Source organism: Hymenobacter nivis, assembly GCF_006439025.1.
In the GTDB taxonomy this organism is placed as follows: Bacteria; Bacteroidota; Bacteroidia; order Cytophagales; family Hymenobacteraceae; genus Hymenobacter; species Hymenobacter nivis_A.
In genome coordinates, this window is the sequence record NZ_RCYZ01000007.1 from 13030 (window position 1) to 25867 (window position 12838).

Genomic DNA, 12838 nt, shown 5'->3' on the forward strand with positions numbered 1-12838 from the left:
CGGTTTTGTTCGGGCAGGGCCCCGGCGCGGGTTTGGGCCCCCCGGGGCCCCATTTTTCGCCCAGCGCTGTGGGCAGCTGCTACGGGCAGGGCCAAAAAAAAGCAGCCCGCTCAAACCGAGCGGGCTGCTTTAACCAAGGGAGCTGGGGCCGGGGCCCCGCGGCCTTACTCCTTAGCCGGAGCCTTTTTAGCAGCGGCCTTCTTCACCGGGGCCTTGCGGCTGCGGGGCGAGCCGGTGCCGGTGGTCTTCTTGCCGGGCAGCTTCTTGCCTTCGGCCTTCAGCTCGGTGATGGTGGGGGCAGCACCGTACTTCACTTCGGCGGCGTTGGTTTCGCCGGTGAGGTAGGGGTCGAAGTCCACGCGGCGGTTCTTAGCCTGGCCGGCGGCCGTTTTGTTGTCGGCAATCGGGTGGGTCTCACCGTAGCCGCGGGCTTCGATGCGCTCGGCAGGGATGCCTTTCTCCAGCATGTACTTGCGGGCGGCGGCGGCGCGCTCGTAGCTCAGGCGCAGGTTGTAGTTGTCATCGCCCTTGCTGTCGGTGTGGCCAGCGATGCTGAGCGAGTAGTCGGGGTACTCGTTCATGATCTGCACCATCTGCTCCAGCTTGGGGAACGACGAAGGCTTCAGGGTAGCCTTGTTGAAGTCGAAGTTGATGTACTTCGTGGCTTCGTTGAGCACCTTTTTGGTCTCGGCCTTCATCTCGGGGCAGCCCTTGTTGCTGGCGGGGCCGGCACGGTCGGGGCAGCGGTCTTCGTAGTCGGGCACGCCGTCGCCGTCGCGGTCAAGCGGGCAGCCGGTGGCGTCCACTTTCACCCCAGCAGGCGTGTTGGGGCACTTGTCGAGGTAGTCGGCCACGCCGTCGCCGTCAGCGTCGAGCGGGCAGCCGGTGGCGTCCACTTTCACGCCGGCCGGGGTGTTGGGGCACTTGTCGTCGCTGTCGGCCACGCCGTCACCGTCGGCGTCGGGGCAGCCCTGCAGAGCGGCCAGGCCCTTCACGTCGGGGCACTTGTCCTGGTAGTCGGCCACGCCGTCGCCATCGGTGTCGATGGGGCAGCCGTTTTCGTCCACTTTCACGCCAGCAGGCGTGTCGGGGCACTTGTCTTTGCGGTCAGATACGCCGTCGCCGTCGGTGTCTTTGGCTTTGCCCAAGCTAGCGGTGAGGCCGGCCGAGAACTGGAGATAACGGTCGTGGTTGTAGTAAAAGCCGGTGGCGTTGCTGGCCGAGCCGTCGAGCTTCTCATCGCCGGTGATGAGCATGTGCTCGCCCGCCTGGGCAAACAAGCTGAAGCCCGGCGTGATGCGGAAGTCTAGGCCAATGGCGCCGTGGGCGTCGAAGGACGTGAAGTCGAGGTGGTTGGCGGCCGCGGTGGGCGAAGCGTAGCGGTCGGAGTTGACGCGGGCCACGCCGGGCTGAATCAGGAAGTAGGGCCGGATAACGGCCTCGTCCTTCAGGGGCAGCTTGAACTTGAAGCCCAGGCCGTAGGTGCTGATGTTGGCGTAGAAGCGAGTGCCGTTGTTGGCAAACGCGCCCGTGGGCGACGGGAAGCGCAGCGTGGATTGGTTGGCCGAGAGGTTGATATCGAAGCCCTTGCTGATGTAGCGGCTCAGGGTGAGGCCCCCGCCGTAAGTATTGTTCTTGGCTTTGAAGTAGGTGTTGCCCATATCGCCCATGTACTGGAGCGTGGTGGCGTACCCGCTGATGCCAAACTTCCTATCGGCCGTCTGGGCCTGGCTGCGCGGAGCCGCGGCCAGTAGGCCCAAGCCCAGCAGTGTTGTCGTAGATAACAGGTGTTTCATAAAAAATGGTAAAAAATGAGGAATCTCCCCGTTGGTAGGCGCGTTAGCAGTGCGCAAATTTACAGCGCCCGGGCTGCGTAGCAGTGGCGACGTACGAAACGCTCCAAAAGGAAGTTTGACTGCCCCCGCCTTGGTAACCAAAAAATAACATGCGGGGCCCCGGGCCGGGCCGCCGGGCCGGGCAAAAAAGGCCCCAGCTGGGGCCCCGGGCCAGCCTTTTACAACCGCCGGCCCACGCTGAGGCCCCGCGCCGGCGCGACGTAGAACACCACCGGCACGCGGCAGGTGGCGCGCACGGTTTGGCCGTCGCGCTGGCCGGGCCGGAACCGCTTGGTGAGGCCGCGCACGGCGGCCAGCACCTTCTCGTCCAGCCACGGGGCCGACGAGCGGGCCACGTAGGGGTCGGCCACCTGGCCCTGCTCGGTGATGGTGAACACCACGTCGATCTGCCCCACCGGCAAGCGGCCCGCGCCCACCGCCACGGGCGGGGCCGCGCCCCACTCCCCGCCGCCGTAGCCCTTGCCCCACAGCAGCGCCCCCGCCGTGTCGAAGCGGTGCATCTCGGTGGCGGAGGGGCGCACGCGCCGCGTCACCTCGTAGTTGAGCAGCAGGGCCCCGCCGGGGTAGAGGGGCGGCTGCTCGTAGGGGAAGTACGGCACGGGGCGGCCGTCGGGGCTGTAGCAGGCCCCGAGCATGTTCTGGTCGGCCACGAACCGGTCGCGCCGCTTCAGGGTGCCGTCGGGGTAGTAGGCGAGCAGCTCGCCCTGGCGGCGGCCGCCTATGTATTCTTCCTTGGTGCAGAGCTGGCCGTTTTCGTACCAAGTAGTGCGGGTGCCGTGCACCAGGCCCCGGCCCAGGTCGAGGTAGGGCGTGTAGGCCTGCAGGGCCCCGGTGGCGGCGTAGCGGCGCACCACGGCGCGGCTGCTGTCGGTGCGCAGGGTTTCGATGCGGTAGGCGGCGCTGTCGGGGCCCTGCAGGGGGTGCTCGTCGGCGTCGAAGTAGGCCACCTCGGTGCGCGGAAACGCCGGCACTGCCTGGCCCCGCGCCGTGCCCCCCAGGCACGCGCTCAACAATACCAGCAGCAACAGGCGGAGGTTAGGCATCAGGCGGTCCGGGTAGAGGTTGGCCAGCAGAAAGGCGCAGGGGGCCCCGGGCTGGGGCCCCTGCCACCAAATATAAGCGCCAACGGCCTTTTGGCCAAGCCCTACGCCCGCCCGCCCCCCCCAGGCCCGGCGCCCCGGAACCAGTGCAATTCGGCGACTTTTCCGTTGCCGGGCCACGCTGGCGAAGGCCCGTAATCGCTGTTTGATCATTGGAGTTGATCCCTACTAGCGTTGTACAAAAAAGGCAGTCATGCAGAGCGCAGCGCAGCATCTTATCTGCGTCGTTGAACGATTGGCTTACTGCAGCAGGAAAGATGCTGCGCTGCGCTCTGCATGACCGCCTGATATTCTCGTTTTTTTAATTACCCACTCATGCACCGCTCCGCGCTCGACCACGCCCAAAGGCAAAGCCTCGGGCAAAAAAACAGGGCCCCTGGGGGCCCTGTTTTTTTGCCCGGGGGCCCTGTTTCGCGTTGGCCGCTAGGAGTCCGACGTCATGCCGTACTGCTTGAGCACGTCGGCGGGCACGCCGGTCCAGCGGTTGGGCGCGTTGCCCACGTAGCCGATGTCGGCCATGCCCATCTTGCTGGTGAAGAAGCCCGTGGCCGTGAGGTCGCGCATGCGGTTGAAGAACGTAACGCCCGGCTGCAGCTCGCGGGAGGCGCGCTTGGGGTAGGCAATTTTGGTCACCATTTCCAGCTGCTGGGCCGCGGCGCAGGCCACAAACGGCTGGCCGTAGTGCGTGGCGCACTGCAGATCGAGCCAACGCAGGCCGCCGCGCAGGGGCAGCTGGTGCTCGGGGATGTCCTTGGCAATGAACTCGATGAACTCGGGCACCTTGGCGTCGGAGGCACTCCCCGACTTCTCATCCTTGGGAATGATGATGTCGGCAAGCACCGTGATGGTGGCCATTTCGTGCGGCGTGAAAAACGTTTCGGCGTGCAGCTTTTTATCGCGGGCAATTTCGAAGGGCTGGTAGCCGGCCTCGTCGGCGGGCGCGCCGGCGGCGCCGGGGGCCCCGGGCGCCGCCGGGGCCTGGGCCGTGTCGGGGCGGCAGCTGCTGTCGAGCAGCAGGCCGGTGGCGAGGGCGCCCAGGCCGATGGCTTTTAAGGATTCGCGTCTTTTCATGGGAAGGAAGAAAAATCGGGCGCTGCGAAGTAATTACGAGATGTTCAGGCGCTTGCGCTGGTCCAGGATGTACTCGCTGGTGCGCATGGACAGGGCCAGGATGGTCCAGGTGGCGTTTTTATCGCCCTGCTGCACAAACGGCGACGCGTCCACGACGAACAGGTTGGGGCAGTCGTGGGCCTGGCTCCACTTGTTGAGGGCCGACTTCTTGGGGTCGTCACCCATGCGCACCGTGCCCACCTCGTGGATGATGCGGCCGGGGGCCTCCAGGCCGTAGTTGGTGTCGGCGCCCGGTATTTTGGAGGTGATGATGCCGCCCATCTCGTGCATGATGGACTGGAAGGTTTCCTGCATGTGCTTGGCCTGCTTGATTTCGGCATCCGTCCATTTGTAATGGAAGCGCAGCACCGGAATGCCGTACTTGTCCACCACGTCGGGGTCGATTTCGCAGTAGTTGTCTTCGCGCGCGATGGCCGTGCCGCGGCCCGCCATGCCCACCTGCGTGCCGTAGAAGCGGCGGTAATCGTCCTTCAGCCCGGCCCCGAAGCCGCCCGCCTCCTGGAGCTGGCCGTTGCGGCCGGGCACCAGGCCGTTCAGGTTTTGGATGCCCCGGCCGAAGCCGTAGGCCGGCATGTGCATGCCGCCGCCGTACTCGATGTGGTAGCCGCGGGGGAAGTCCAGCTTCTTGTTGTCCAGCCACCAAGGCGTGTAGATGTGCACGCTGCCCACTCCGTCCTCGTTGTAGCGCTTGCGGTCCATGAGCTGGGGCAGGAAGCCGCCCAGGCTGGCCCCGGTCGAGTCGTGCAGGTACTTGCCCACCACGCCGCTGCTGTTGGCCAAGCCGTTGGGGTGGCTCGGCGACTTGGAGTTGAGCAGCAGCCGGGCCGACTCGCCGGCGCTGGCTCCCAGAATCACGATTTTGGCGTTTACCTGGTACTCCTGCAAGTCGTCTTTGTCCACGTACGACACGCCGGTGGCCAGGCCGTTGGCCCCGGTCAGCACCTCGCGCACCATGGCGTTGGGGATAACCTTGAGGTTGCCGGTTTTCAGGGCCGGAATGACCAGGCACGACGAAGCCGAGAAGTCGCCGTACACCTTGCAGCTGCGCCCGCACTGGCCGCAGAAGAAGCAGGCCCCGCGGTCTTTGTTGCCGGGCAATGCCTCCGTCAGCACCGAGCCGCGGCCCGGAATCACCTTCACGCCCGCCTTGGCCGCGCCCTGCTTGATGAACAGCTCGTTGAGCCGGGGCTTGGGCGGCGGCAGGAAGATGCCGTCGGGCTCGTTGGGCAGGCCTTCCACCGTGCCGTACACCCCAATGAGGCGGTCCACTTTGTCGTAGAACGGCTTCACCTCGTCGTAGGTGATAGGCCAGTCGTCGGTGAGGCCGTCGATTTGATGGCTCTTGAAATCCAGGGGGCCCATGCGCAGCGAGATGCGGCCCCAGTGGTTGGTGCGCCCGCCCAGCATCCGGGCCCGGAACCAGTTGAACTCGGTCTTGTCCTTGGTGGTGTAGGGCTCGCCCTCGAGCTCCCAGCCGCCGTACGCGGCGTCGAACTCGCCAAAGGCCCGGGTGGTGGAGGCCCCCCGGCGCGGCGACTCGTAGGAAAACTTAAGCTGCAGGGCGTCCTTCACCGGGTCGAAAAACGGGCCCGCTTCCAGCATCAGCACCTTCAGGCCGGCGTGGGCCAGCACGTAGCCCGCCATGCCGCCCCCGGCCCCCGAGCCCACCACAATGGCGTCGTACACCGTCGCCGATTTCTTAATTTGAAAATTGCTCATGCGCAGTGGGCAGGCTTAAAGTTGCTCAATGGTGATGGCCCGGAAGGCGACCTCGTGGCCGTGGTCTTGCAGGGCGATGTGGCCCTTGGGGTAGGCGGCAAAGTGCTCCCAGGTTTTAAACTTGCTGTTTTCCAACAGGGCTTTCCATGCGGGGCTGCCCATTTGCACGTCCACTATTTTGGCCCCGTTGAGGAAGAAGGTAAGGTGGCCGTTCTGCTTGCGCAGCCGCACCCGGTTCCACTCGCCGGCGGGCTTGGCCACGTCCTGGGCGGGGGCCTGCATGTCGTAGAGCGAGCCGGCCAGGTGGGTGGCCTTCTTGTTGTCCTCGGCGCCCTTGTTGTCGAGCACCTGCATCTCGATGCCCGTGTCGTAGGTGGCCTTGAAAGCGGGGTCTTCGTGCACCCCGAAGATGATGCCGCTGTTGCCCGTCGGCGAAATTTTCCACTCCAGGGCCAGCTCGTAGTTTTCGTACTCGCCGTCCGTCACCAGGTCGCCCTGGCCGGGGGCCTGGGGGTTAAGCTGCAGGGCCCCGTCCACCACTTGCCAGGCCGGGGTGGCCGTGGGCTGGAGGTAGGTGTGCCAGCCCTTGGTGGTCTTGCCGTCGAACAGGGCCTGGGGCTTGGCCTTGGCCGTGGGCTTGGCGGGCGGCAGGTGGACGGATGCCGCAGACGCGTGCCCGAAAGCAGCCACAGCCAAGATGTTAAGCAGGATTTTTTTCATAAATACAGGACCCCGAGTTGGGTGAAAATGTGGTTTTGGAAGCCTAAATATAGACGCAAACGTTTTCCCCACCACCTCCCGCAATCGTTTTTGCTAAATCGATTAAGCTTAACTAGGCCCGGGGCCCCTGCCCCAACCCCCGTGCGGCCGTTAGCGCACGGCCAGTCCGCAGGTGCCGGCCGCCAGCCGGTACTGCCGGCACCGCGGCAGGCCCCCTACCCGCCGGATGCCGGGCCCCGCCACGGTGCACTACCCCCACCCGCCGCCAAGCCAAGCAGGTGGTGCCGCAGGGCCCCCAGTGGCGGGCACTTTGGGCGGCAGACTCCGTTCCAAAGTGCGCTTTTGTAACAACGAACGGGGCCCCGGGGCCGCGCCAGTACTGGCGCAGCCCCGGGGCCCCGTTCGTTGTTGGGTCCGAAGCCGGCTACGCTAGCGGGTGGCCTGCTCAACCAGGCCCTCGGCCTTGGCGATGGCCGCGGCCAGGCCCGCCAGGTTTTTGCCGCCAGCAGTGGCGAAAAACGGCTGGCCGCCGCCGCCGCCCTGAATTTCCTTGGCCAGCTCGCGCACCAGCGCGGTGGCGTTGAGCCGGCCGGCTTTGGCCAGCTCATCGTCGAGCATCACGGCCAGCTGCGGCTTGCCGTCGATTTCGGCGCCCAGCACCAGCACGAGGTTGGGCACGGCCTGGCGCAGGTTGAAGGCCAGGGTTTTGAGGCCCTCGGCGCTGGTGGCCTGCACCTGGGCGGCGAGGAAGCTCACGCCGTTCAGCGGCTTTACTTGGCCGGCCAGCTGGTCTTTCTGCTGGTTGATGCTTTGCTGGGCAAACTGCTCGATTTGCTTGCGCAGGGCCCCTATTTCCTCGGTCTGCTTTTCGAGCGAGGTGAGTAAGTGCTGGGGGTTGCCGAGGGCCTCGCGCACCTGCGCTAGCAGGTCGAGCTGCTGGTCCACGTAGGCTTCGGCGGTGCCGGCCGTCACGGCCTCGATGCGGCGCACGCCGGCGCCCACAGCGCTTTCGGCCACGATTTTGAAGTAGCCGATGCTGCCCGTGTTGGCCACGTGCAGGCCGCCGCACAGCTCCACCGAGTAGTCTTTGTCGAAGGTGATGACGCGCACAAACTCGCCGTACTTCTCGCCGAACAGGGCCATGGCCCCCAGGTTTTTGGCCTCGGCGATGGGCACGTTGCGGCGCTCGTCGAGCGGAATTTGCCGGCGGATTTGCTCGTTCACGAGCTGCTCAATCTCGCGCAACTGCCCTTCCGTCACCTTCGTGAAGTGCGAAAAGTCGAAGCGCAGCAGCTTGTCGTTCACCAGCGAGCCTTTCTGCTGCACATGGTCGCCGAGCACGCGGCGCAGGGCAGCTTGCAGCAAGTGGGTGGCCGTGTGGTTGTTGCGGACGAGCGTACGCCGTGCCGCGTCGGGCCGGGCCCGGAACGCAGCGGTCAGCTCCTGCGGCAGCTCCAGCACGGTGTGGATGATGAGGTCGTTCTCGCGCTTCGTGTCCAGCACGCGCAGCCGGTCCAGGTCGCTTTCCAGGTAGCCGGTGTCGCCGATCTGGCCGCCGCTTTCGGCGTAGAACGGCGTTTGGTCGAGCACCAGTTGGTATTCGGTTTTACCCTTCTTGTCTATTTTGCGGTAGCGCAGCAGGCGGGCCGTGGCCTCGTCCTGGTCGTAGCCCACAAACACGTTGGGGCCCTCGGCGTCGGCCACGGTCACCCAGTCGCTCTGCTCGGTTTCCTGGGCGTTGCGGCTGCGGTTTTTCTGCTGCGCCAGCGCCTGCTGGAAGCCGGCTTCGTCCACCGTCAGGCCCTTTTCGCGGGCAATCAGGGCCGTGAGGTCCAGCGGAAAGCCAAAGGTGTCGCTCAGCTCAAACGCCGTGGCGCCGTCGATGACGCCGCCGTTAGCGCGGGCGGCTTCCTCCAGCGCGTCGAGCCGGCGCAGGCCGGTTTCGAGCGTTTTCAGGAACGCAATTTCCTCTTCCTCAATCACCCGCGTCACGAATGCTTGCTGGGCCTTCAGCTCGGGGAAGATGCCGGCCATCTGGTCGGCCAGCACCGGCACGAGCTTGTAGAGGAAGGGCTGCTTCTGGTTCAGGCTCGAAAAGGCGTAGCGCACGGCCCGGCGCAGGATGCGGCGGATGACGTAGCCGGCCTTCACGTTGCTGGGCAGCTGGCCGTCGGCGATGGTGAAGGCGATGGCGCGGATGTGGTCGGCCAGCACCCGGATGGCGATGTCGGTTTTTTCGTTTTCGGTGGCCGGCTGGTCGTTCACCGTGGCCGGCGAGGTGCCGTGGTACTCAATGCCTACTTCCTTGGCAATGAATTGGATGAGCGGCTGGAATACGTCGGTGTCGTAGTTTGAGCGCACGCCCGACACGGCCATCATCAGGCGCTCGAATCCCATGCCCGTATCCACGCTCTGGGCGGGCAGCTTGATGAGCGATTTGTCGGCCAGGCGCTGGAACTCCATGAACACGTTGTTCCACACCTCCACCACCTGCGGGTGGTCGGCGTTTACCAGTTCGTGGCCGGGCTTAGCGGCGCGCTCCTCGGCGGTGCGCAGGTCCACGTGGATTTCGGTGCAGGGGCCGCAGGGGCCCGTGTCGCCCATCTCCCAGAAGTTGTCCTTCTTGTTGCCGGGCAGGATGCGGTCGTCGGTGGTGTACTGCCGCCACAGGGCCTGCGTTTCGGCGTCGGGGCCCAGGCCGTCGCCCTTGTCGCCCTCGAAATACGTGACGTAGAGCCGGTCTTTTTCGAGCTTGAACACGTCGGTTAGCAGCTCCCAGGCCCAGGCAATGGCGTCCTTCTTGAAGTAGTCGCCGAACGACCAGTTGCCCAGCATTTCGAACATGGTGTGGTGGTAGGTGTCGTAGCCCACCTCTTCCAAATCGTTGTGCTTGCCGCTCACGCGCAGGCACTTCTGCGTATCGGCGATGCGCTTGAAGGGCGCGGGGCGGTTGCCTAGGAAGTAGTCTTTGAACGGGGCCATGCCGCTGTTGATGAACAGCAGCGTGGGGTCGTCTTTCACCACCAGCGGGGCCGAGGGCACGATGTGGTGGCCCTTGGAGGCGAAGAAATCGAGGAATTGCTGGCGGACGTGCGCGGCGGTGGGGAGCGACATAGAGGAGCGGCCGAACGGGGATTTTTGGGTACTTTTCGGCTTAATCGCAAAGGTAACCCCATGCCCTATAAAGAGCGTACCATCGAAAAACAGTACTTTACCATCGGCGAGGTGGCCGCCCAGTTCAAGGTGGCCGAGTCGCTGGTGCGCTTCTGGGAAACCGAGTTCGACGAGCTGAAGCCGCGCCGCAGCAAGAAGGGCAACCGCCTCTACACGCCGCAGGACATCGACACGTTCCGCACCATTTTCCACCTCGTCAAGGAGCGCGGCTACACCATCCCCGGTGCCCGCGAAATGCTCAAGCAGAAGGGCCCCCAGCTCAAGGATAAAATCGACGCCGTGCAGGCCATCGAGCGCGTGCGAGCGTTTTTGGTGAGCCTGAAGAAGGAACTGGACGTGGCCCGGCCGGAGTAGCGCGGGGCTACTGCCCAGGCGGTTGGGGCCCCTGGCCATTCTATACGGTCGCTGCCAGGCCATTTGGCGGCGCAGGGCACCCAGACCGCCACGCGGAGCGCAACTAGAGGCACTCTCCCACCGACTAAATAAAATTAATTACTCTGTATAGATACTTCGCCGCAATCTGCACAAAAGCCTGATAATTAAGTTTCTCTATCAATATTTTATATCTCGGATTATCCCTTATTTATGCCCCAAACAATTACCGACGACTTATTCCACGAACTGGCATTAACGCTGATTCCCAGCATCGGCCCGCAGATTACCCGGCAGCTGATGAGCTACGGCGGCTCGGCCAAAAACGTGTTGCTGATGCCGCCAGGCAAGCTGCGGCGCATTCCCGGGGTGGGGCCTAAAATGGTGGCCAGCCTCACCGGCCCCGGGCGCGCCACAGCCCTCAGCCGCGCCGAGAAGGACCTGCGGCAGGCGGAGAGGGAGGGTGTAGAAATCCTATTTTACACCAGCAAGCGCTACCCGCACCGCCTCAAGCAAATCCCCGACGCGCCGGTCATCCTCTACTACCAGGGCCCCGCCGATCTGAACGCGCCCAAGAGCGTGGCCCTCGTCGGCACCCGGCAGTCCACGGAGTACGGGCGCGAGCAAACCGAACGCATCGTGCAAGGGTTGGTGCCGCACCAGCCACTGGTAGTGAGCGGCTTGGCGTATGGCATCGACATCCTGGCCCACCGCGCCGCTTTGCAGGAGGGCCTGCCCACTGTGGGCGTGATGGCCACTGGGCTCGACGTAATTTACCCCGCCGCGCACCGCAAAACGGCCGAAAAAATGCGCGAAGTGGGCGGCCTGCTCACCGAATTCCCGTTCGGCACGCCGCCCGACCGGTACAATTTTCCGCAGCGCAACCGCATCATTGCCGGCCTGGCCGACGGTACGGTGGTGGTGGAGGCGGCCATCAAGGGCGGGGCCCTCATCACCGCCGAGCTGGCCCTGAGCTACGACCGCGACGTACTGGCCGTGCCCGGCAACCTGGGCTCATTGGCTTCTGAGGGCTGCAATGCGCTGATTAAAAACAACAAAGCCGCCATTTACACCGAGCCCCGCGACCTGGAAATCACCCTCAACTGGGACGCGGCCTTGCACGCGGGCAAGTTCAAGCCTGCCCCCACCTACTCGCCCGACGATTTCACGGCCGACGAATTTGCGCTCATCGCCGTACTAGCCGCCACCGCCGGCCGCGAGGCCCAGATGGACGACCTCGCCTGGAAGGCCCAGCTGGCCATCCACGCCGTAGCCGTGCTGCTGCTGGGCCTGGAGTTTCGGGGCGTAGTGCGGGCCTTGCCGGGCAAGAAATTCGCGCTTGTCTGAACCACGGATTTATTGGATTTCTCGGATTGGTCGGATTTTGGGGACGATTCGCTCCGGCCGGCTGGCCGGCCTCTAGCGGCCCCAGCAACCCGCTTCCCTACTCCGCTTCACTGCCCCCATCGCCGCCCATGTTTCTGCTTCACAACGGCCACCTGGTGGCCGCCGAATCCTTCGCCCTACCCATGCCCAACCGCGGCTTGGCCTTCGGCGACGGCTTCTTCGAAACGCTGGTTTTCACCGAGAACTGCCTACGCTACGCCGCCGACCACCTCGCCCGGATGCAGCAAGCCGCCGCCGCGCTGCACCTGACGCTGCCAGCCGCGCTGGCCACGCCGAGGGCCCTATCCGCTACCCTGGGAGCCCTAGCCACCGCCAACGGCCTGCCCGCCGCCCGCCTGCGCCTGCAACTGTGGCGCGGCGGCGGCGGCCGCTACACCCCGCCCACCGCCGCCGCCGAGTGGCTGGCCACCGCCGAACCTTTCGCGCCCGACGAAACGCCGATTACGCAGGCTGGCTTCGCCCAAGAAACTCAGTCCCAGTTTTCGCCGCTCAGCTTCTGCAAGGGGCCCCAGGCGTGGCTCTACGTGCGCGCCGCCCACGAGCGCCAGCAGCGCGGCCTGGACGAAATCATCCTCTGCAACGCGGCCGGTCACGTGGCCGAAGCCGGCGCGGCGGCCATCTTCTGGCTGAAGAACGGCGTGCTTTTCACCCCCTCGCTCGCCAGCGGCTGCGTGGCGGGCGTGCGCCGGGCCCAGGTACTGCGGGCGGCCCAGGCGCAGGGCTTGGCGTGCCAGGAAGGGCTTTTTGCGCCGGAAGAATTATTGGCGGCCGACGCGGTTTTCACGGCAAACGTGGCGGCGGTGCGGGCGGTGCATAAAATTCAATTAATCAATTTTACTCCACTTAATGAAACGCTTTTCCAAACTATCACCTGATGAAATAATTAATAGGTATTGTGATTGTATCTGTTGCTCCGATTTTAGGTTCAAATTTCATGGTACTTATAGCTCGAATCGACTCAGCATCTAACGCTTCGACCGCTCCGTTTTGATTGTTAGCCGTTGTGCTGCGCCTTATAACATTCATTTTAATTGGCTGGCCATCCGGCGCTATAACTACGCGAACGAAGATTATACCCTCTACCCCATCTTTCTCTGCTATGAAAGGGTATTTTGCTTGGCTTTGAATAGTTCGCAGCAGCTGCTCCTGCGCAGTCTTGCTGGCTATTGAATCAGTATTGTACCAAAACCTGGGCAGCACCGCCAGGAGGGGTGGTTCCTTCTTTTTTACCGGTACGGGAGGTTTAGGGCTTTGTAAGTGGACCGCCATTCCCGGTGCAGCGTAAATCTCTCCTGTTCCTTGTGCCTTCGCTGAGAAACCGTAGCAGAACAAAAGGACTAACAGGTGGCGCTCCATGAT

The 12838-nt window shown here is 64.4% G+C and carries 10 protein-coding genes; 3 read left to right on the forward strand and 7 right to left on the reverse strand.

Annotated elements, in window-relative coordinates; translation table 11 throughout:
- Positions 1-164: 164 nt before the first annotated feature.
- The 6 genes from EAH73_RS23990 to alaS form a co-directional block, all read right to left on the reverse strand.
- Positions 165-1796, reverse strand: a complete 1632-nt coding sequence (locus EAH73_RS23990; protein ID WP_140468335.1) for an OmpA family protein — start codon at positions 1794-1796, stop codon at positions 165-167.
- A 218-nt stretch (positions 1797-2014) separates the two neighbouring features.
- Positions 2015-2899 (reverse strand): energy transducer TonB, encoded by an 885-nt coding sequence (locus EAH73_RS15980; protein WP_161599575.1) that lies wholly within the window; start codon positions 2897-2899, stop codon positions 2015-2017.
- A 480-nt stretch (positions 2900-3379) separates the two neighbouring features.
- Positions 3380-4027 carry a gluconate 2-dehydrogenase subunit 3 family protein gene (locus EAH73_RS15985; RefSeq protein ID WP_140468339.1) on the reverse strand — a complete coding sequence of 216 codons (648 nt, stop codon included), beginning with the start codon at positions 4025-4027 and terminating at the stop codon, positions 3380-3382.
- A gap of 33 nt (positions 4028-4060) precedes the next feature.
- The gene (locus EAH73_RS15990) at positions 4061-5806 is read right to left on the reverse strand and encodes a GMC family oxidoreductase (RefSeq protein ID WP_140468341.1); all 1746 of its coding nucleotides are present in this window, start codon (positions 5804-5806) and stop codon (positions 4061-4063) included.
- A 15-nt stretch (positions 5807-5821) separates the two neighbouring features.
- Positions 5822-6526, reverse strand: a complete 705-nt coding sequence (locus EAH73_RS15995; RefSeq protein WP_140468343.1) for a DUF1080 domain-containing protein — start codon at positions 6524-6526, stop codon at positions 5822-5824.
- A gap of 429 nt (positions 6527-6955) precedes the next feature.
- Positions 6956-9640 carry an alanine--tRNA ligase gene (alaS, locus tag EAH73_RS16000; protein ID WP_140468345.1) on the reverse strand — a complete coding sequence of 895 codons (2685 nt, stop codon included), beginning with the start codon at positions 9638-9640 and terminating at the stop codon, positions 6956-6958.
- Between the two features lie 60 nt (positions 9641-9700).
- Here alaS and EAH73_RS16005 point away from each other — a divergent pair, with 60 nt between their 5' ends.
- The 3 genes from EAH73_RS16005 to EAH73_RS16015 all read left to right on the forward strand — a co-directional run bounded on the left by EAH73_RS16005 (position 9701) and on the right by EAH73_RS16015 (position 12354).
- Positions 9701-10054, forward strand: a complete 354-nt coding sequence (locus EAH73_RS16005) for a MerR family transcriptional regulator (protein ID WP_068232072.1) — start codon at positions 9701-9703, stop codon at positions 10052-10054.
- A gap of 231 nt (positions 10055-10285) precedes the next feature.
- A complete protein-coding gene (gene dprA / locus EAH73_RS16010) occupies positions 10286-11419 on the forward strand; it encodes a DNA-processing protein DprA (protein ID WP_240047289.1) in 1134 nt (377 codons plus the stop codon).
- A gap of 128 nt (positions 11420-11547) precedes the next feature.
- Positions 11548-12354, forward strand: a complete 807-nt coding sequence (locus EAH73_RS16015) for an aminotransferase class IV (RefSeq protein ID WP_140468347.1) — start codon at positions 11548-11550, stop codon at positions 12352-12354.
- Here EAH73_RS16015 and EAH73_RS16020 read toward each other — a convergent pair.
- On the reverse strand, positions 12347-12835 hold the full coding sequence (locus EAH73_RS16020) for an energy transducer TonB (protein WP_140468349.1): 489 nt from the start codon (positions 12833-12835) through the stop codon (positions 12347-12349). The two genes, EAH73_RS16015 and EAH73_RS16020, sit on opposite strands and share 8 nt — an antisense overlap.
- Positions 12836-12838: the final 3 nt, after the last annotated feature.